Below are 20,684 nucleotides of genomic sequence, written 5' to 3' on the forward strand. Positions count from 1 at the left end.
CCGAACGTCTGGCACAAGCCGGTATTGAACCGTCTGTCGGCAGTCGCGGTGACAGTTACGATAATGCGCTGGCTGAAACGATCAATGGCCTGTACAAGGCTGAACTGATACACAGGAGAGCTCCCTGGAAAACCAGGGCTGCTGTGGAGCTGGCAACTTTGGAATGGGTTGCCTGGTATAACCATCAACGCCTGCTTGGATCTATCGGGTATATTCCTCCAGCTCAGGCTGAAGAAAACTACCGACAAACCCAGGATAATAAGACATTGATGGATATTTTACTTTAACCAAATAGCCTCCTCGATTGTCGGGACGGTTCATTGTGATGTTTGGTGGTAATCCCTATGAAGCAACTGCTCTCCGTGGCAGCAAAGAAATGGATTACTGCATCCTCAACACCGTTGGCTTACCCGCCAGAGCCGCCCGCATCGGCAAGCTCTCGTCAGTCGCTCCGGGGCAGCGCGTTTACAGCGTTGGCTCCCCACGAGGGTTCGAGCTGACCATAGCGGAGGGCCTGGTATCCGGGTTACGCAAAAAGGACGGTGTGCCACTGTTCCTAATACAAACATCAGCAGCAATATCCCCTGGCTCGAGTGGCGGCGGACTATTCGACGAGTTCGGGCGCGTTATCGGTATCACTACGTTCCTACTCAAGGATTCGCAGAACATCAACTTTGCTTTGCCAGTCGAGCTTTCCCAAAGGTTTGGGCGTCAATGAGAACTGACCAACTGTTGCAACCCCGACGTCGCAGCTGAATGTGGGCGTCAGGCCGCAACGACACCGATTAGCATCCTGCCAATATCCGAAATGCAATTCCCCACGAGACAAACGTACTGATTCGTAGGTGACGCTCTTCTGGCACAGAGGGTGACCTCTGTCAAACCTACACATATTGCCCAGCTACGTAACCTGAAGACCAAGCCCACTGGAAGTTGAAACCGCCGAGGTGGCCGGTGACATCCACCACTTCGCCGATAAAGAACAGGCGGGGTTGTTTGTTTGCCTCCATGGTTTGTGAGGATAATTCACGTGTATCCACGCCGCCGCGCGTTACTTCTGCTGTTCGATACCCTTCGGTGCCAACCGGTTTGACATGCCAGGCGTTAACCGCGCTAGCCAGCGCTGCGAGTCGGGTATCAGATAAACTGGCCAATGGGCCGCTGCCGTTATGTTCATCGCAAATGCTTTGGGCAAGCCGCCTGGGCAGGATTTCCGCCAGTGCGTTGTTGATATGCAGCTTGGGCTGGCTTTGTTTTTGTTCTTTCAGAAATGCAAGCACATCCGTACCGGGTGCCAGATTGATCACAATCGGCTCTCCTTCCTCCCAATACGATGAGATTTGCAAAATGGAAGGGCCGCTCAATCCACGGTGGGTGAAAAGCAATCCTTCGGCAAAAACCTGTTTCCCGAAGCGTACATCCGCCTCGACTGAAAGCCCGCTCAATGCCTGACAGCACGCCAGCAATGCACCATCGAACACCAGTGGCACCAGCGCCGGACGCGGCGGGATAATATTCAATCCGAATTGTTTGGCTACCTGATAGCCAAACGGCGTGGCCCCGATCTTGGGAATCGAAAGCCCACCCGTCGCGATCACCAGTGAAGTACAGGTTCGTTCGCCCTGGCTGGTATTGAGCCGATAACCGCCTGCAATGGTTTCGATGGTACTCACCTGCACCGGGTTTTCCAGTTTCACGCCCGCTTCACGCGCTTCTGCTAACAGCATGGCGATGATCTGTTTGGCGGAATCATCGCAAAATAACTGCCCCAGCTTTTTTTCATGAAAAGTGATGCCATGCTTGCGTACCAGCGCAATGAAATCCTGCGGTGTATAGCGCCTGAGTGCCGATTTGCAGAAATGCGGATTCTGAGAGAGGTAGCACTGGGGCTGGGTATGCAGATTGGTGAAATTGCAGCGCCCACCGCCGGAAATGCGGATCTTCTCCGCAATTTTGACGCTATGGTCGATCAGCCACACCTTGCGCTCACGCTTGCCAGCCTCGATTGCACACATCAGCCCGGCTGCACCGGCACCGATGATGATCACATCAAAGGAATGAGTCATGTGTAAAAATAGTTAAAAATATGACGGACTCCATATTGATTCAAAGAAAACTGGACAATGAATAAGTGCTCTCATACCACCTTGCCCTTAATACTGGGTGTATTTCTGCTAATCGCCTTTACCAATCCGGCTTATGCACAAGTCAATGTAGTTGAAGCATTGATCGAATTCAAAAATCTGGATGGACTCGTCAAATCTCTAAAGCCAGAAGAACTGAATACCCTCGCCCGGCAGAAAACTTTGAAAGTTTTTGAAGTACACGAAGGTAGGGAGCGGCAATATAAAGTTTATCCAGCACAATCCGTTTTTGACCAAATGTTCGGTCCAAGCTGGCGAATAGCGGATGAAATCATCTTCACCTGCCAGGATGGCTACCGGCCCAGTATTCCGGTTGCAAAATTCCTCACTTACGATGCTTATCTCGCCGTTGCCAGCGCAGACAGCAAACCCTTTACACTCAGTAACGCACTCCAGAATCATGAAGTTGTAGCACTGGGACCCGCTTACCTGATATGGGATAACCTGAAATCTCCCGCTCTGCTCGATGAAGGTGCTTCCGATATGCCTTATCAGATTGCCCGTATTGAGCTGGCTTCTTTTGCGGCACGTTTTCCGGGAATGTTTCCACCAGCAGGTGCATCTGCAGAAACCAAGCGAGGGTTTCTGCATTTTCGCAAATACTGTATGGCGTGCCATACGATCAATGGCCAGGGAGGTGGCAAAGCACCCGAACTGAATTACCCGGTCAGCGTGATCGAATACTTCAAACCCGGATATCTGAAGCAATGGATCGATAACCCGGCCAGCCTACGCTACAACACCACCATGCCAGCTCTGACTGTAGCAATACCGGAACGGGAAAAGGTCATAGAAGAAATCATTGCCTATCTGACAGCCATGAGGGATGTGAAGCGCATGCGGCCTGCAGGAAACAGTAAGCAATAAACAACACTGGAAATCCTTACCGCCTGCCCGATAAACTTGATCCGGCCATTTCTTCCGTAACCGGAAGCGCATCCGGAAATCACTCTTTTAACCGGATATCAACTTTGCCATCCGTCACCTGGATGTGTTCAACGCCCTCGGAAAAAGATTTCCAGAAACCGGGATCCATACCAAATTCGCTGACCAGATCGATATTTTTCAATCCACCCAGCCAGGCATTAGGAACGGGAACTCCCATGATACTGACACCCTTGAGGATGATGACGGGCTTATCGTTGCGATAAGCCATACCGAGACCGGCGTTCAGGCGCAGCGTTTTCCCGCCCAGTACCGGAAAATCCTCATCGAGCGGAAGGAGCAGACGTGCACTTACCAGATCATCGGCAAAATCGATCGCCAGTTTTTGTGCAAGATCGGTATTTTTGGCCAGCAATGCGTTTATTTCCCGCTCGGTAAAGTTGACTTCACGTTTTGCCCCCTGCTCGGAATACGCTTGAGGTTTCAGAAAACCTTCCTCATCGATTTCACCTTTGAGATCATCATTCCGCTTTGCTGTCGGTGACGAAAATGAAAAATCGTAACCGATCGTCCGGAGCTTTTGCTCCAGCGTTTTTTCTTCCTTTTTGCTCAAAATAACCGGTTCAAAGGATGAAACAAAAACATAGGTTGTGAGCACCCAGTAAGTACCGGCCACAGTCAGCACAATCGTAGCCAGAACGATCAGCAGCACATGTGACCAGTGCAAACGAGCGTTATTACTCGTATTTCCGGTTGAATTCATCTTTGTCCGTCCAAGTTATTCAGCCGAAATTATAGCTGTTGCTCTATAAACCTGTACGCTACTATGCAAATAATGCCAACCGGTAGAATCACTACGGTAACCGGTCTTGGTAAGGCATACGAATACAGGCTTTCAAACCGGGAAATATTATCGGCAGATCAGCCATTTATTCCTATAGCACTCCGATTTTTTGTACATCTGATGTTTCATTCTGAATGCTGCCGAAAGTACGTCATACTGGACCTTAACTTCTAAATTTTTTAATACTGTTGCCGGATCTGGAGGAAAATCATAAAGAAGATTTACTTATTTCAGTTCCGGTACCATCAAATGCGTATAATTCTTGTTTGCATATAATCAGAAGATACAGGTGAATTCACGGCGGTAGGATCAGGGTTATTTCTCATCAAATGATAACGAACCCTGTAATTGATCCTTACGACAATCGTATTTTTAATTCACACAACTAAAGGAGAAAAACTGAAATGAATCTTCCATTCCAGAATGATGCACTGGGTAAATTAACCCTGCGACTCACTGTAGGTGTACTCATACTCCTTCATGGCGTACATAAAATATTTAACCCGGGTTCTCTTGACTACATCAGCACACTGCTGGCAAATGTAAATCTGCCTCAGATACTGGCTTACGGGGTTTATCTGGGGGAAGTCATTGCACCGCTGATGATCATACTGGGAATATTTTCCCGAATTGGCGGCTTGCTCGTTTTTGGTAATACCGTATTTGCGATAGGGTTGGCACATCGCAGTGAACTATTCGCATTCACTGACCATGGCGGATATGCGTTGGAGTTGCAGGCTTTCTTTTTACTGACAGGGCTCGCGGTATTCTTTCTCGGAAGTGGCAGATTCGCCATTAAACCTGATTAAATATCTGAAAATTTACCAGTAGTCGTCTGTACAAGAGTATTCAGTCAACATGCACAAACGACTGCCTGTCGAATGCCGGTTTGTGCTACGTAATAACTGGAACCATCGTCGACAACGGTGTTGCCGACGAGCCATACATTCATAGTTGTTTCAGTGGCTTGCAGGAACCGACACTGGTTTTGGCGCTGGAACGACAGTCGATACCGGTTCAGGAGAAGCCACAGATCCATTCTCCACTCCTTCCTTTGCCGCAGGCTGAGGAGGCTTGTCATCCTCGGTTTTCTGACCGTCAGCAATTTCCTCTGCAGGGGATGCAGAAGGAATCTCTTGTGCAGTACTTGCTTCTTCTGTGCCAATTTCTGCTTTATCCGACAAGAAATGCTTTTTCAACGTGTCGACAGTACCCTGATTGAGGTAGCCACTGTGAAAAAGATAAGCAATGCTTCCCAGCAGGAGCAGAACGAAAAGATAGAATTTCCACGGACGTTTTTTCTCTGCATAAGGATCGGTCAGGGAGCGCTGCGCGCCGGCAGGCAATGTCGCCATTTGAGTCAATGAGATGCCAAACGGAATATTGATGATTGCCCGTGTATTGATTGCCCAACCATTCCCGTCAAGTAACGGTGCCAGATTACGTTTTCTGAGCTTGAGAAAAGCAATCAGTACGGAAGGACCGGATATTACGAGAATCAGGCCAAGAACCGTGAGTGGCATTTGCCACCAGGCCAGACCCAGGAAGCCGGTTACGACCGATGCAATCGCAGTACCGATTGCACCGATTGCAAGACCGATCGCAGCAAAAATCCCTGCAAACTTACCTACATCGAAGGGCGCTGCCGCGGGTGGTTTACCTGCTTCCGCTTTTTGTGAAATATCCGCAATCCCTGCTGCCGCCTGATCCTGTACCGATTTTTCACGCGCACTGGCCACTTTCTCGATCTGTTCACCGATCATTTTGCCGATGCGCTTGTACGGATACCAGAAGGCCTGACGTACGCTGATGGGATGCTCGACGATCTTGACGATGGTGGCATCCCAATCCTGCCCTCTTCGATCATAGAAAATACCGTTCCGGCCAACCATCAAATTGTCTGCATCACCATTCGTAAACGCAGCCGCAATATTCATTTTTTCGCTGCCGCCCCTGCGCTGACATTCGCAATAGGCCAGATAGATGCCACTCAGACCGGCCATGCTGCTGTGCTTTTCGATATCGTCGACACGCAGGCAAAAATCACAGTTACGGCCATCCAGATACAGTGAACCTGCCTGAAAAACTGCCTTGTTCTGTGCAGTATAAAAATCACGAAACGAAACGAAATTGTTCAACAGCTGAAAAAGATTTCGCTGATAGCGAATCAGCTTTTCAACTGAATCGATCGCATCGGATGCGCTGGCAAGCGACTGATCTTTCTGCAGTAATGCACTGATCTCATCCTGATACCTTCCTGCCAGGATCGAACGAATACGATTGATTCCGAGAGATTCTACCGTTGCCCCCCGTTTGGTATCCAGCCAGGCCTGATGGGCAGTAAATCTGTCACAAAGCGCCTGCCATTCATCTGCGCTCAACTGTTCTTTATCGGCCAGTAGAGGTTGAACGACTTGTCGTTTCAGTGCATCGATCGCACCGACCCAGGCCGGATTGATGCCTTCATTGAGTGACAGTGGTTTTTTTGCCTCGATTTTTGCAAGCGGTAATGTGGCAAGTTGCTCAGTGGTGCTGGAGAGATCGGTATTGGTGAGTGCTTCATAATCCGATAACGCCGGATTCAGCGGATCCCCCGCTTTCTGGTCAAATTCAGCCAGCTTACAGCGGGTAAAGTAGTCATCTATTTTTGCTTTGACTGCATCAAAGGCCGCCTTTGCGGCTTCAGTATTTTCTCCCAGCGGTAATATGCTGGTAGCATCCCGTTCCGCATCCTGCCACCATTCCGAGTACGCTTTCGCTTCAGTAAAAAATTGTTCGATCAGTTCTGCTGAAACCCCCGGCAGACCGGATCGGTCCTGAACCGATCCGACACACTTCATCATATCTTCAATGACGGCCCGGGTTTCGGCATCGCTGGCAGCAGTGGCCGGAATGATGCCATCACCATTGAAGCGGGTACTGGCAAAAATTCTGTTGAGATCAGCCGTATCTTCGACTGTAATCACCTCTTCATCTTTTTTACCGATGTTGAGCAAAATCTGTCTGGCTGACGCGAGCAGCGCCGCACCTTCCGGAGTACTGTCATCGATCGCACTCAGTTGCAGCGCTTCTGATCCAGAAGTGAGATCCCCGGGATTTTTCAGAACGGAAGACACCCATTCGACTGCAGCAATGATTTCCGGGACACGGATATGGCCATCATGATCAGTATCAATGAACTCGAGTGTTTTATCATCGAATTCCAAATTGCTCGTCGGGCAACTGAGCGCAGCCCACAGCTTGGGATCGAGCGTTCCGAGCGATTCGACATCCGCTCCGGTTTCCAGACGCACCTGATCAAAACCACCTGATCTGAAAAAACGCCATTTATGAGCTGTATTCATTATTTTTCCTCTTGTGTGAATCAGACTGTCGGGGTGTTACTGTATGGAATAAGCCGTCCCCTTCATACGATGAAACGGCTGCGAACTGCTACTGATCGGCGTCATCGGACTGGCAACAGTTTGCCCATCCTGTTTTTTTTCACATCATGATGTGTTTCACCGGCTGCATTTCTCCTGTCCGGAAGCTCTATTGTTTCACACCAACGATACGAAACATGAATCGATTCTACCGCTCCTCCCTGTTTTCCCGGCATAAATCTTGACAAAATCATCAAATGGCGCAGGATAAAAATGCGCCACTAGAAAGTGGCAGTGTCTGCCACTTTTGAGTGCCTGTCGGTATTATCCGTTGCAAAATCAGTCAATTGCATGAAAGGAGATGTCATTATGAGTACTCCAGGCATTCAACCCGGTTTTCAGCAAGTCACAAGGCACCATACCATTTTTCAGGAACGTGTCGACGATGCCTATAAAATCAAAGGAAAGCTGCCGGAACCGACCATATGCCCGCAATGCAGTGCGTATTCCAGAAAGGATGCTGACCAGCCTTCACCGTCCATTGTGCGTGCAATCGACATGAATCGGCAGATTTATTCCCGACTTTCCAGCTGTTCCCTTGAATTTCCATCAAAGCGCTCAATATTAGCGTCAGTGAATAATTCCTGAGAATGAGTGCCATGGAACAATCCCCCTCTAACCTGCCTGAACTGCCTGCCGATGTCATCGCCCTGGTGCCGATGCGTAATGTCGTGCTGTTCCCGCACGTGATCATGCCCGTTGCCGTCGGCCGCACCCGGTCGATTGCAGCGATTCAGCATACCTTGCAGTCGAAAGTACCTGTCGGCATCGTGCTGCAGAAAAACCCTTCCGTCGATGAACCTGGACTGGATGCACTTTGCCAGATTGGGACCATTGCCAATGTCGTGCGCCATATCGCTTCCGAAGATGGCACACATCACGCTGTCTGCCTGGGAGTCGAGCGCTTCCGCATCGAAGCGCTGGTTGAAGGCTATCCCTTCCTTGCCGCACGGATCCGGCGTATTCCGGAAGCCATTCCGGATACCACACAAGTGGAAGCACTGACATTGCAATTACGCGAACGCGCAATGGAAATTGTATCGCTGCTGCCTAGTGTACCGGCTGAACTGGCACATGCACTGCAGGCGACGCGTGCACCCTCCGATCTGGCAGACATTACTGCCAGCCTGCTCGATACTGAAGTGGCCGAGAAGCAGAAACTGCTGGAAACCATCGATATCGAGGAACGGCTGCACAGCGTGCTGCAAATTCTGGCGCGACGCATCGAGGTCCTGCGACTTTCTCAGGAAATCGGCGAACGTACCAAAGAACAAATGGAGGATCGTGAACGCAAGTTTCTGCTGCGCGAACAACTGAGGACCATCCAGAAAGAACTTGGTGAAGATGGTGAAAATGAGCAGGAAGTCGTCAAGCTAGAGGAAGCCATCACTGCTGCTGGCATGCCGACAGATATCGAACAGCAAACACACAAGGAGTTGCAGCGCTTACAACGGATGCCCGCCGCATCGAGCGAATTTTCCATGCTGCACACCTACCTTGAATGGATGACAGAACTGCCATGGCAACTGCCGGAAGATAAACCGATCGACCTTGATGCTGCACGTACCATTCTCGAGGCTGATCATTTTGGACTGGAACGCATCAAGCAGCGCATCATTGAATTTCTCGCCGTACAAAAGCTGAAACCGCAAGGCCGTGCACCGATCCTCTGCTTCGCCGGCCCGCCGGGCGTGGGAAAAACATCACTCGGGCAAAGCATTGCACGCGCGCTACAGCGCCCGTTCGTCAGAGTATCGTTAGGCGGAGTCCATGACGAAGCGGAAATGCGTGGTCACCGCCGTACCTACGTGGGTGCCATGCCGGGCAATATCATCCAGGGGTTGCGCAAGGCGGGTGCACGCAACTGTGTGATGATGCTCGACGAAATCGACAAAATGACTGCCAGCGCGCATGGTGATCCAGCGGCTGCATTACTGGAAATTCTCGATCCGGAACAGAACTCGACATTCCGTGATAACTATCTGGGTGTCCCATTCGATCTGAGTCGCGTGGTATTCATCGCCACGGCCAATGTCATTGATCAGATCCCGCCACCGGTACGGGATCGCATGGAAATCATCGATCTGCCGGGTTACACCCAGGAAGAAAAACTGCAGATTGCGCTGCGTTATCTGGTGCAACGACAAAGCGAAGCCAACGGTCTGCAGACAGATCAATGCATGCTGACATCGGCAGCTTTGCAAGGCATCATTGCCAACTACACCCGTGAAGCCGGGGTGCGCCAGTTCGAACGTGAAATCGGCCGGATCATGCGTCACGCCGCCCTGCAAATTGCACAAGGCACACAGCAGCAGGTACAGATCGACGCTCAAAATCTGGAAGACATTCTGGGGCCAGAGAAATATGAACATGAACTGGCACTTCACACCGACCTGCCAGGTGTTGCAACCGGTCTGGCCTGGACACCGGTGGGAGGCGACATCCTGTTCATCGAGGCGACGCGTATCAATGGCAGTGGCCGCCTGATCCTGACCGGTCAACTTGGCGATGTGATGAAAGAAAGTGCACAAGCAGCGCTCACCCTGGTAAAAGCACGCGCCGAAGACTTGCACATTCCAACCTCAGTGTTCGAGGGAATCGATGTGCATTTACATGTGCCTGCCGGCGCCATCCCCAAAGACGGGCCAAGCGCAGGTGTGGCAATGTTCATTGCACTGGCTTCGCTGTTTGCCAACCGGCCGGTACGGCACGATGTGGCCATGACCGGTGAAATCAGCCTGCGTGGGCTGGTTTTACCGGTTGGCGGCATCAAGGAAAAAATATTGGCGGCGCAGCGTGCCGGTATTCGAACTGTACTGCTGCCAGCGCGCAACCGGAAAGATCTGCATGATGTTCCGGAAGCAACACGCACTGCCATACAGTTCGTTTTTCTGGAAACTGCCGACAATGCTGTTCAGGCAGCTCTAGGTAAATCCGACAATCTGGAATCCGTTTGAGGACTGTAGCCGCCTGCCAGCCAGTTGCGCGGCAGCGGCAATTTGTCGCATGGCTATTTGGTGAAATCCGGGTTACAGTGTGAATCACCAGGCAGATACTTTTCTTATCTGTCATATATTTGTCTGGTGCAGTTGTTATCCTTGCATTTTGAATCAATGAAAGGAGAAAGCTTTATGCGAAATGAAACACAGACTACGCATTCCCACAGCAAGCATGAGCAACACTGCCAGCATGTGTACGAAACCGGACAGTTACGGCGTGCAAAAATGCATGTCGCACGTCTGACTGGTAATTTTGACAGCAGGAAAATTCTCTCGCCGTCATTACTTCAACTGCTTGAAACCAGCATTATTTTGGAGACAACCGACTCGAAAGTGCTTGCCTCCCGGTTAAAACGTAAACCAGCCGCAATCCGTGCTGACCTGCAGAAAATCTGCCATCTCCTTGCAGAAGAACCAAGGTTATAACAATATCAACCCGGGATCATTACCCGTACTCAAGAAGTTGCAATCGAACTGCCGAAGCCAGATCATTATTTCCAGCCCGGCAAAACCCATGTACCATTCTTTCATGAAGGCTGCACCACGGTCTTAAAAAGACTCCATTTCATGAAAGAACAGGAAAAATGAAATATCTTACAATAGTAGTTTTATCATTGTTGATGATCCCTGCCTCAATCACGGCTGGCGACTTGTCTAATCTGCAGCAGCAAACCAACCAGGCCTACGAACAGATGAAGCAGGCTGAAAGTCAGCTCAGCAACGCCAGGAAGGATGTGCAGGTCAAGCAGGATAATTTGCGCTACCACCAGGAAAAGGCAGCTGAAACCGAGAAGGAGCTCCAGGCCGCACAGCAGGTTTTACAAAGGGCTGAAGAAAATCAGTCGGCAGCCAGGAAAAAATGGAATGAGAATTCCGAGGAGCTTTATCAGAAGTGGCACCGGAAAAAATGAAGTGATGAAGCCAAAACTGCCAGACATCACTGCAACATCACTGTACCTGCGCGAGTACCGTATTTATCCGAAAGGATGGTGAAAAACGATCGTTTCTGTTCGATCAGGACCGGTTGAAATCATGGATATGGGTGTCTGGCAGACTTCTTCCATACGTTTGAGATAGTTTTGTGCTGCCTGGGGCAGCTGATCGAAATTCCGGATACCTGCCGTACGTTCCTGCCAGCCTGGCAGCTCTTCATAAACTGGTTCCGCAGCAGCCAGATCATCCGCTCCAAAAGGCAGGGCGTCATACATCTCGCCTGACTGCTTTGATTTATAACCTACACCGATACGCAGTGTTTCCAATCCATCGAGCACATCGAGTTTAGTGATACACAATCCCGAAACTCCATTGATCTGAATAGAACGCCTGGCAGCCACCGCATCAAACCAGCCACAACGGCGCGGGCGCCCGGTAGTGGAACCGAACTCGTTACCGCGCTGTGCCAGGTGTTCTCCGGTTGCATCCGACAACTCGGTAGGAAAAGGGCCTGACCCCACGCGAGTGGTATAGGCTTTGGTGATTCCCAGCACGTAATTCAGCATCTGCGGCCCGACGCCACTACCCACCGAAGCCGCACCAGCGATACAGTTACTGGAGGTGACAAAGGGATAAGTGCCATGATCGATATCGAGCAAAGCACCTTGCGCCCCCTCGAACAGCAGGTTGTTGTCAGCCTGACTGGCTTCAAACAGCAGTTTTGGAACATCCGCCACCATCGGCCGGATTCTTTCGGCTTTTATCTGACAATCATCCAGGACCTGGTGATAGTCAACCGTTGCAGCGTGGTAGTAATTTTTCAGCAGGAAATTATGATAATCGAGTACTTCTTTCAGTTTGCAGGCAAGCCTTTCAGGACGAAACAGATCCTGCAGGCGTATTGCACGCCGCGCAACCTTGTCTTCGTACGCCGGGCCGATTCCCCTGCCGGTCGTACCGATTTTTTCCATCCCCTTCGCCAGTTCACGAGCACCGTCCACAGCAATGTGATAAGGCAGAATCAGGGGGCAGGTTTCGCTGATACGCAGCCTGCCGGATACATCCACTCCGGCCTGCTCCAGCATATCCACTTCTTCCAGTAAGGCGCCGGGGGAGAGAACCACACCGTTACCAATGTAGCAGGTCACATTCTCACGCAGAATTCCTGAAGGAATCAGATGCAATACAGTTTTCTCACCACCTACCACCAGCGTATGACCCGCATTGTGTCCGCCCTGGAAACGGACGACTCCTGTAGCCCGATCAGTCAGCCAGTCGACGATCTTGCCCTTACCTTCATCTCCCCACTGCGTTCCAATGACTACGACATTCCTGGCCATACACTATTGATCTCTCGAAATTATTCCAAAATAAAGCACCGCACTGTGAACAGCACGGTGCATGAGTATCCTTTTTCAGCGACTGATTACCAGCCTGCTTCTTTTAAAACAGGCAGTTGACTGAATCCGATAAACTTACACTTCCTCTGGTTGACGGGTATCAAGACTCCCCGCTTCCCTACCTCAGTACAGCCGCCCCATCTGCAGGCAAAACCGTTCTCCTCCAGCGTCGTTTATCCTGTAACCGGATCGATTTCCCAGTTACCATTACGGAAAACGAGTTTCCTGTCGCAACCTGTTACTTCCTGATTTTCTTCTCCCGGCAGCTCAGTCACCACGATATGCCCTTCAGCACGTAATTGCCGAACCATTGCTGCCAGTTTCTCATCTTCCGGCTTCCATGGCGCCAGTATTCCCGAAGGATAACCATTCATATCCGTCAGCTGCGACAACTGTTTCAAGTCGAGACTGAATCCGGTTGCCGGCCTCGCTCTGCCAAACGATTTGCCGATTTCATCATAGCGTCCTCCCAGGGCGATGGGCGCAGGACATCCCGGTGTATAAACGGCGAAAACCATACCCGTATGATAGTGGTAGCCCCGCAAATCAGCCAGATCAAACGTTATCCGGTCGACATAAGGTTGCAGTATTCTGGCAACATGTTCCAGTTGATCCAGTGCCTCACCGATTTCCGGGAAATCCGGCAAATGCTGACGCGCACTCAGAAGCACGGTACCGTCCCCATACAGCTCCGGTAACAACAGCAAAGCATTTTGCACCGATCTGGTCAGACGTTTATTCAAGCCTGTACGTACCAGTTCCTTCAGGGAGCTAATATCCTTGGCCCACAATGCAGCATAAAGCTCCATTTCGAACTCGGGCTTGATGCCTGAATCACGAATCAGGCTGCGAAAAACCCTGATATGCCCAAGATCGAGATGAATCGAATGAATGCCTGAAACTGACAGACACTCCAGTAACAAACACTGGATTTCAAGATCACTCTCGATACCGGAATGTCCGTACAATTCGGCACCCACCTGGAATGGCTCACGTGTGCGGGTAATTTCATCCGGTACCGTATGGACCACGCTGCTGGCATAACAAAGCCGCGTCACGCCACTGATATTCAGTAAATGAGCATCGATCCGGGCTGCCTGCGGAGTCATATCCGCGCGCAATCCCATCATTCTGCCGCTGAGCTGATCGACGACCTTGAACATACGCAGATTCATACCGCTTCCGCTCCCGGCCAGCAAGGATTCCACATATTCCAGCAGGGGCGGCATGACAAACTGATACCCGTGGGCAAACAACATGTCCATGATAAGACGGCGGATCTTCTCTATACGATAAGCATCACGCGGCAATACATCTTCAATATATTCAGGAAGCAGCCAGTTGCGCATTTTTCAACATTGACCGGAATGAGTCATATCCGGATCGATAGCAGGAACAATCAAAATTATCAGAGGAAAGATCGATCAGTTGACCAGAAAGAGGATAACCAGGCCGACCAGCATGGTACTGAGGCCCACGAACCTTATCTGGCTGTCTTCCAGTTGCATGAGTTTGAGAAAGGTTTCACGCCAGGCACCAGGAAATGAAAAAGGAAAGATACCTTCCAGTATCAGCATCAGTGCAATTGCTTGCAGAAAGGTATCCCACATATCAGTCTTGAACATCGATTAATGAAACGTTTCCTGATACGCTGCCACTTAAACCTGCCAACCAATATTCTCCAGAACGCCGGTTTTCAGTTTCGCAATCCAGTTTAAGAGGCCGCATATCAGGTTCAAATCTCTATTTTTTACGATCTAACGGGGTTTTCATATATTTGAAAAACTCCGAATTAGGTTCCAGGACGAGAATATCCTCCTTGCTTTTGAAGGATTTTCGATACGCCTCCAGACTCCGGTAAAATTCATAGAATTTCGCATCCTTCTGGAAAGCATCGGCATAAATTGCCGTTGCCTGGGCATCACCATCCCCCATGATTTTCTGAGCTTCGCTATAGGCTTCCGCCAGAATCACTTCATGCTGGCGATCAGCATCAGCACGGATTTTTTCCGCTTCGGCAGCACCGGTCGAACGCAGCTCGTTTGCCACCCGTTTACGTTCCGCTTCCATTCTGCGATAAACGGATTCACTGACTTCCTGGGGCAAATCTACGCGCTTGAGCCGCACATCCACGACTTCCACACCAATCTTTCTGGCATCCGCATTAGCTTTCTGACGCATGATCTCCATGATCTTGTCACGTTCTCCAGAAACCACATCGTGCACGGTCCGGTTACCGAATTCATCACGCATGCTGGAATTGATGGTCTGTGCAAGGCGAGTCTGTGCCAATGTCTCATCTCCGCGAACACTGACATAGTATTGTTTGACATCCACGATGCGCCATTTAACGAACAAATCCACCAGAACGTTTTTCTTTTCCGATGTGATGAAGCGTTCGGGTTCCTCTGAATCCATCGTCAGAATACGAGAATCGAAAAAACGAACATTCTGGGCGACAGGTATCTTGAAATAGACACCCGGAGAAGTTTTGACTCCCACGACCTCCCCCAGCTGGAACAGTAATGCCTGCTCACGTTCGTCAACAATATAGACAGCAGAACTGCCCAATACCGCCAGCACCAGCAGAAGCCCGCCAAATACAGATGAAACTGCTTTCATTATCTCATCTCCCGTTCACGACTACGAAAAGACTCACGCGAACGTGAGCCGACATCTGAGGAAAATTCCTGGGATTCATTTTGTGATCTGGCCGCTGCAACTGAAGATCTCGTCGCACTGGAATCAGCCTGAATCAGCTTGTCCAGTGGCAGATAAAGCAGATTGCTCCCGCCTTTTTCCTGATCGATCAGGATTTTGCTGGTACTGGATAAAACTTGCTGGATCGTATCGAAATACATACGTTCCCGTGTGACCTCGGGTGCTTTGGCATATTCTGTCTGCACCTGCGTAAAGCGGCTGGCATCCCCCTCTGCAGCGGCAACTACCCTTTGCTTATACCCCTGAGCTTCCTCCAGCAAACGTGCGGCTCCCCCTCTTGCTCTCGGTATCACATCATTTGCATAAGCCTGGCCTTCGTTTCTTTGCCGTTCACGATCCTGACCTGCCTTGACGGCATCATCAAAAGCGGCCTGTACCTGCTCAGGCGGCTGCGCATTCTGCATCGTTACCCGGTTGATGGAAATACCGATCTGATAACGGTCGAGAATTTCCTGCATCAGCTCGGTCGTTTTGGCTGTTACCTCTTCACGCCCTTCGTACAGGACAAAGTCCATTTTGCTGGTACCAATGACTTGCCGGATGGCTGTTTCTGCCACCTGCAAGACGGTACTTTCCGGATCACGGTTATTGAAGAGGAAATTCTCGGGACTGTTCAGAATGTACTGCACGGCAAACTGGATATCGACGATATTTTCATCATCCGTAAGTATCAGCGATTCCTTGAGTACCTTGCTGCGAACATTATTACGATAGCCGATTTCCACCGTGCGTACCTGACCAATATTGACAGACTCGACAGCTTCGACAGGCGAAGGAATATGCCAGCGCAATCCCGGCATGGTCGTTTCCACATGTTTACCGAAACGCAGTACCACACCGCGCTGACCTTCATCGACAATGTAAAAACCACTTCCTATCCATGCCAGAGCAAGCAAAGCGACGATTGCTACAAACCCCCTGCCGCTGGGAAGATTAGGGCTTCCCCCGCCAGAGTCTTCATCATCGTTACCCCCTCCCTTTTTGCCGAAAATTTCACTTATTTTCTGGTTAAAGTTACGCATAATGTCTTCAAGGTCAGGAGGCCCTGAGTTGCCTCTTCTTTTTCCCCACTGCGGATCATTCAAGCCCATGTGATTTAGTCCTTCTCATTATTTATAAAAGTGGCACGGACATTGTCGTTCATGCTTTCAGGTGTTGCTGAATGTTGCTCTAACCTCTTCAAATTCTGGTCAAACACCTCTGCCAGTGCGTCGTACAGATAACTAAAACCCGCTCCTGTCCTCGCGCTGAGATGAATGCTTTTGATTCTACCATACTCATCACGCATGTAATTCCCGGACGGATACTGTTCGAGAAGATCAATTTTATTCAGAATCAGAATCTGCGGTATCGTATCGGCACCAATTTCTCGCAATAATTTATTGACTTCGCTGATCTGCGCATCCCGATTGGAACTGGAGGCATCGACTACATGCAGAAGCAAATCAGCTTGTATGGTTTCTTCCAGTGTGGCACGGAATGCCGCAACGAGCGTATGGGGTAATTCGCGGATAAATCCAACTGTATCGGAAATTACTATCGTCCCGCGTCCGGGAAGTGTCAGCCTCCGGGTAGTCGTGTCCAGCGTAGCGAACAACTTGTCGGCAGCATATGTATCCGTTCGTACCAGCCGATTGAACAAGGTCGATTTACCGGCATTGGTATACCCTACTATGGAAACGGACAGGATTTCTGCACGCTTTCTCGCACGCCGCCGTACCTCACGCTGCCGTTTGAGCTTGGTCAGCTTCTCTTTCAAAAGTTTTACGCGCTTCGCCAGCAAACGACGATCCGTCTCCAGCTGCGTTTCACCCGGCCCGCGCAGACCGATACCACCCTTCTGACGTTCGAGGTGAGTCCATCCTCTCACCAGTCGTGTTGAAAGGTATTCCAGCTGGGCCAGTTCGACCTGCAGTTTACCTTCATGACTTTTGGCACGTTGCGCGAAAATATCCAGAATCAGACTGGTACGATCTATGATGCGGCAAGCCAGCACCATGGAAAGATTTCGTTGCTGTACCGGAGACAGCTCATGGTTGAATATCACCATTGCAGCGTGTGTCTGCGCCAGAATCTGGCTGATTTCCTCTGCCTTGCCCTTGCCGATAAAGGTGGCAGGGTCAGGTTGCTTCCGCGTCCCTTCAACTACAGCGACCACCGAGAGCCGATCGCTGCGAGCAAGCTCCCGCAGCTCTTCCAGGCTTTCTTTATCTCCTTCACCAAAATCGATGTCTACTAATATCGCGGTGTTATCAGCCACCGTTCCAGTAGCAACATCATGGCTCATCTTGCTCAGTCTGGGTGTCGGCAGGTATCGGAATTGAAATAGCTTTGGCCGGAACTATGGTGGAGATGGCATGTTTATAAACCATCTGCGTGACAGAATTTTTCAACAGAACGACATACTGATCAAAGGAATCAATTTGACCTTGTAACTTGATGCCGTTGACCAGATAAATGGAAACCGGAATACGCTCCTTGCGCAAGATATTCAGAAAAGGATCCTGCAGTAACTGCCCTTTGACGCCCATTGTTCATCCTCCCTGGTGAATTTTTTTAGTTATCTGATAAGAATAAATACCCTTCTGGGTTGGTCGGCCGTTTCCGGCAGTATTTTTGTCATGATCCGAGAATCTGACTGCATCATCAGATCGACAGAAAGAAATCAAAAATTCATAAAAACTCATCCCGGGTATTTTGATGTTACTAAAGTATAAGTCGCGCAAAACCATAAGTCTAACACGGTGTATCTCGCCGTCTACGCGATACAGTATTTTTGATTTACCTGAAAAAGGAAATCGCAGAAAAAACCAGAACGGTAGCCGACAGCATGAAATATCATCCTGCTTTACTGATACAAAGCTCTCAGGCAGCAGAATTCTGTTTCGTATGTTCTGGAGAAGAGCTGATCACTGGCGCGGTTTCGGCCGGTAGCACACGATTACTCGGAAACCATATCCTGAAAATGCTTCCCGCTCCAGGCTGGCTGGTAATTTCCATACTCGCCTGATGACGATTCAGAACATGCTTGACTATGGCAAGACCGAGACCGGTTCCGCCGGTTTCACGGGAACGGCTGCGATCCACCCGATAAAAACGTTCCGTCAACCGGGGAATATGATTTGGCTCGATGCCGATCCCGCTGTCCTGGACGTAAAACAACCCTTTTCCATTTTCCACTACCCAATTCAGGGAAATTATCCCGCTCTCCGGGGTATATCGCACAGCATTACTGATCAGATTCTCAAATGCGCTGCGCAGTTCATCTTCACTGCCGAGCAACATGGCATGACTGGCAAGATTGAGAGAAATGACATGACGCCCTGCACTCAGTGACTGGGCTTCCTGGTAAAGTCCCTGCAACAGTTTGACGACATCCACCTGTTCTTCTGTCAGGTTGTTTCCGGCGTTCTCCAGCCGGGACAACGTCAGCAAATCCTCTACCAGGCGACGCATGCGGATGGCCTGGTCGGACATCAGCCGCAGTGCATTTTTCTCCATTTCGCCGGATATTTTATTTTCTTCCAGCAGTGTTTCAAGGAACCCGCCAATCACTGTCAGGGGTGTACGCAATTCATGCGAGACATTGGCAACGAAATCCCGCCGCATGATTTCAATTTTCTCAAAACGCGTCACATCCTGGCTGATCAGCAGTTTTTCCCTGTCACCATAAGGCACGATCTGGATGGAGAGCAGGACATCACGCAAGCGTGACTGATTGAGTAAAAAGGGTTTACTGAAATCTCCCATGTCGAGATAGGCCACGAACCTCACCTGGCGCACCATACGGGTAATGTGCTGGCCGGCATCCATTTCGAGATTGAGGCCCAGATGCCGCTCGGCGGCTGAATTGCACCACTCGATCTGATCCTTGTCACCCAGAATGACAATACCTTCCGGCAGTGCAGATGTCGCGCGCTGCAATCGTTCCAGGGAAGTATTCAATCCCAGGCGCTCCTTGTCATGACGCCGCACGAAGCGTGCCAGCCTGGCGAATACCACACCCCATAAGCCTGATCTGTCAGGTACCGTCGCGTAGGAAAGATCCGAATGATGCAGCCATTGTTCCAGACAATACAACGTATGAATATGGTAAATGACGATCCCTAACAGAATGATGCTGTACAGGCCGAATACGATTGCAGCATTGAACAGTATCCCCACCGGTATGGCAATGATAGTCAGCCATAAAACAGGAGCAAGGCTCAACCAGAAGGAGTTCATATGGTTATGGAGCAGTAGTGGAATCGATTTCCCTGATTATTCTGCTCAACCATGGTGGTATCTGTTTTTTCGGGCTCATTCTTCATCCCGGAATAGCATCCAGGCCACATAACGATGAAAAAAATTCTATGATACGTTGTGGCAGCCAATCCAGTTTTCCCGGAAAAGTACCTTGTATGAAACCAACATGTCCTCCCTGCTGTGGAAATTCCAGTGAAACGAAGGAAGAAACCTCGGATTTTTGCGGCAACACGCTCTCGGGCAGGAACGGGTCGTTACGCGCATTGATCAGTAATGTCGGTACCTGAACCGATCCAAGCCATGGTTTGCTGCTGGACTGGCGCCAGTAATCGTCCGTATCCCGAAAACCATGCAGCGGTGCCGTCACCAGATTATCAAATTCATACAATGAGCGACAGGCTGCAACGGCTCTGGCATTCAGCAAGCCGGGAAATTGTCTGTTTTTCTCCAGTGCCTTGCGTTTGAGGGTAGTCAGAAAATGATGGGTGTAAACCCGGTTGAAACCGGAATCGAGTACCTTGCCTGCAGCTGCCAGATCGAGTGGAACCGAAACTGCAACGACCCCTGCAATCTGCCTGGCTGCTTGTGCGCCCTGCTCACCCAGCCATTTCAGCAGTGCATTGCCTCCGAGAGAAACACCCACAACATAACAGGGGGTATTCCATTCATGTGAATCGTTCCGATGCGCTATGTGCCGCAGCATACGATCGATTTCCATCGAATCACCGGCATGGTAAGCACGCGGAAGGCGATTGGAATATCCGGAACAGCCACGAAAATGAACGACGGCACCGCGCCAGCGCAACATCTGCAGGAGATTCATCAGGCTCAGTGCGTAATGACTTTGCGAACTGCCTTCCAGACCATGTAGCATGATGACCAGCGGTTTATCCGATTCACCATCCAGCCAGTCGATATCGATGAAATCTCCATCATCCATTTCCCAGCGCTCGCGCCGGTAGCTGATAATCGGACTCAGATTGATAAAGTAAGGAAAAATGGTTTGCGCGTTACCGCCCGGCAGCCATTTGGGAGCACGATAAGATTCGAGCAATCCGGAATCGGACAGAAAAAAAGGGTCAGTCATTGCA

General features: G+C 50.2%; 19 protein-coding genes. 7 read left to right on the forward strand and 12 right to left on the reverse strand.

The window, feature by feature from the left end; translation table 11 throughout:
- Positions 1–287, forward strand: a 287-nt coding sequence (locus tag B5D58_RS03045) for an integrase core domain-containing protein (RefSeq protein WP_143779543.1), incomplete at its 5' end; no start/stop codon positions are given.
- A 17-nt stretch (positions 288–304) separates the two neighbouring features.
- Positions 305–718: a S1 family peptidase gene (locus B5D58_RS03050; RefSeq protein WP_143023676.1), complete on the forward strand. Its 414-nt coding sequence runs from the start codon at positions 305–307 to the stop codon at positions 716–718.
- 166 nt (positions 719–884) lie between these two features.
- Here the strand turns inward: B5D58_RS03050 and B5D58_RS03055 are convergent, their stop codons facing one another.
- Positions 885–2,066 carry a BaiN/RdsA family NAD(P)/FAD-dependent oxidoreductase gene (locus B5D58_RS03055; RefSeq protein ID WP_011111851.1) on the reverse strand — a complete coding sequence of 394 codons (1,182 nt, stop codon included), beginning with the start codon at positions 2,064–2,066 and terminating at the stop codon, positions 885–887.
- Between the two features lie 57 nt (positions 2,067–2,123).
- Here B5D58_RS03055 and B5D58_RS03060 point away from each other — a divergent pair, with 57 nt between their 5' ends.
- The gene (locus tag B5D58_RS03060) at positions 2,124–3,011 is read left to right on the forward strand and encodes a c-type cytochrome (RefSeq protein WP_011111852.1); all 888 of its coding nucleotides are present in this window, start codon (positions 2,124–2,126) and stop codon (positions 3,009–3,011) included.
- 79 nt (positions 3,012–3,090) lie between these two features.
- On the opposite strand, the gene B5D58_RS03065 is transcribed toward B5D58_RS03060, so the two are convergent.
- On the reverse strand, positions 3,091–3,792 hold the full coding sequence (locus B5D58_RS03065; protein WP_011111853.1) for a hypothetical protein: 702 nt from the start codon (positions 3,790–3,792) through the stop codon (positions 3,091–3,093).
- Between the two features lie 485 nt (positions 3,793–4,277).
- On the opposite strand from B5D58_RS03065, the gene B5D58_RS03070 reads away from it, so the two are divergent.
- The gene (locus B5D58_RS03070) at positions 4,278–4,682 is read left to right on the forward strand and encodes a DoxX family protein (protein WP_011111854.1); all 405 of its coding nucleotides are present in this window, start codon (positions 4,278–4,280) and stop codon (positions 4,680–4,682) included.
- A 150-nt stretch (positions 4,683–4,832) separates the two neighbouring features.
- Here the strand turns inward: B5D58_RS03070 and B5D58_RS03075 are convergent, their stop codons facing one another.
- The gene (locus B5D58_RS03075; protein WP_011111855.1) at positions 4,833–7,217 is read right to left on the reverse strand and encodes a hypothetical protein; all 2,385 of its coding nucleotides are present in this window, start codon (positions 7,215–7,217) and stop codon (positions 4,833–4,835) included.
- Between the two features lie 677 nt (positions 7,218–7,894).
- Here B5D58_RS03075 and lon point away from each other — a divergent pair.
- The 3 genes from lon to B5D58_RS03095 all read left to right on the forward strand — a co-directional run bounded on the left by lon (position 7,895) and on the right by B5D58_RS03095 (position 11,205).
- Positions 7,895–10,252 carry an endopeptidase La gene (lon, locus tag B5D58_RS03085; RefSeq protein ID WP_041357159.1) on the forward strand — a complete coding sequence of 786 codons (2,358 nt, stop codon included), beginning with the start codon at positions 7,895–7,897 and terminating at the stop codon, positions 10,250–10,252.
- Positions 10,253–10,426: 174 nt separating this feature from the next.
- Positions 10,427–10,720 carry a hypothetical protein gene (locus B5D58_RS03090; RefSeq protein ID WP_041357160.1) on the forward strand — a complete coding sequence of 98 codons (294 nt, stop codon included), beginning with the start codon at positions 10,427–10,429 and terminating at the stop codon, positions 10,718–10,720.
- 158 nt (positions 10,721–10,878) lie between these two features.
- The gene (locus B5D58_RS03095) at positions 10,879–11,205 is read left to right on the forward strand and encodes a hypothetical protein (RefSeq protein ID WP_011111858.1); all 327 of its coding nucleotides are present in this window, start codon (positions 10,879–10,881) and stop codon (positions 11,203–11,205) included.
- A 63-nt stretch (positions 11,206–11,268) separates the two neighbouring features.
- On the opposite strand, the gene B5D58_RS03100 is transcribed toward B5D58_RS03095, so the two are convergent.
- The 9 genes from B5D58_RS03100 to B5D58_RS03140 all read right to left on the reverse strand — a co-directional run bounded on the left by B5D58_RS03100 (position 11,269) and on the right by B5D58_RS03140 (position 20,680).
- The gene (locus B5D58_RS03100; protein ID WP_011111859.1) at positions 11,269–12,567 is read right to left on the reverse strand and encodes an adenylosuccinate synthase; all 1,299 of its coding nucleotides are present in this window, start codon (positions 12,565–12,567) and stop codon (positions 11,269–11,271) included.
- 233 nt (positions 12,568–12,800) lie between these two features.
- On the reverse strand, positions 12,801–13,976 hold the full coding sequence (locus tag B5D58_RS03105) for an ATP phosphoribosyltransferase regulatory subunit (RefSeq protein WP_011111860.1): 1,176 nt from the start codon (positions 13,974–13,976) through the stop codon (positions 12,801–12,803).
- A gap of 75 nt (positions 13,977–14,051) precedes the next feature.
- On the reverse strand, positions 14,052–14,252 hold the full coding sequence (locus B5D58_RS03110) for a DUF2065 domain-containing protein (protein ID WP_011111861.1): 201 nt from the start codon (positions 14,250–14,252) through the stop codon (positions 14,052–14,054).
- Positions 14,253–14,370: 118 nt separating this feature from the next.
- A complete protein-coding gene (gene hflC / locus B5D58_RS03115) occupies positions 14,371–15,249 on the reverse strand; it encodes a protease modulator HflC (protein ID WP_011111862.1) in 879 nt (292 codons plus the stop codon).
- Positions 15,249–16,439 carry an FtsH protease activity modulator HflK gene (hflK, locus tag B5D58_RS03120; RefSeq protein WP_011111863.1) on the reverse strand — a complete coding sequence of 397 codons (1,191 nt, stop codon included), beginning with the start codon at positions 16,437–16,439 and terminating at the stop codon, positions 15,249–15,251. Before hflK ends, hflC begins: the two co-directional genes overlap by 1 nt.
- Before the next feature lie 5 nt (positions 16,440–16,444).
- Entirely contained in the window at positions 16,445–17,635 is a 1,191-nt protein-coding gene (hflX, locus tag B5D58_RS03125; protein WP_011111864.1) for a GTPase HflX, read from the reverse strand.
- Entirely contained in the window at positions 17,625–17,879 is a 255-nt protein-coding gene (gene hfq, locus B5D58_RS03130; RefSeq protein ID WP_011111865.1) for an RNA chaperone Hfq, read from the reverse strand. Before hfq ends, hflX begins: the two co-directional genes overlap by 11 nt.
- 334 nt (positions 17,880–18,213) lie before the next feature.
- On the reverse strand, positions 18,214–19,572 hold the full coding sequence (gene phoR, locus B5D58_RS03135) for a phosphate regulon sensor histidine kinase PhoR (protein ID WP_011111866.1): 1,359 nt from the start codon (positions 19,570–19,572) through the stop codon (positions 18,214–18,216).
- A gap of 82 nt (positions 19,573–19,654) precedes the next feature.
- A complete protein-coding gene (locus B5D58_RS03140) occupies positions 19,655–20,680 on the reverse strand; it encodes a YheT family hydrolase (RefSeq protein WP_011111867.1) in 1,026 nt (341 codons plus the stop codon).
- Positions 20,681–20,684 lie beyond the last annotated feature (4 nt).

The sequence above is a fragment of the Nitrosomonas europaea genome (genome assembly GCF_900167395.1).
GTDB lineage: Bacteria > Pseudomonadota > Gammaproteobacteria > Burkholderiales > Nitrosomonadaceae > Nitrosomonas > Nitrosomonas europaea.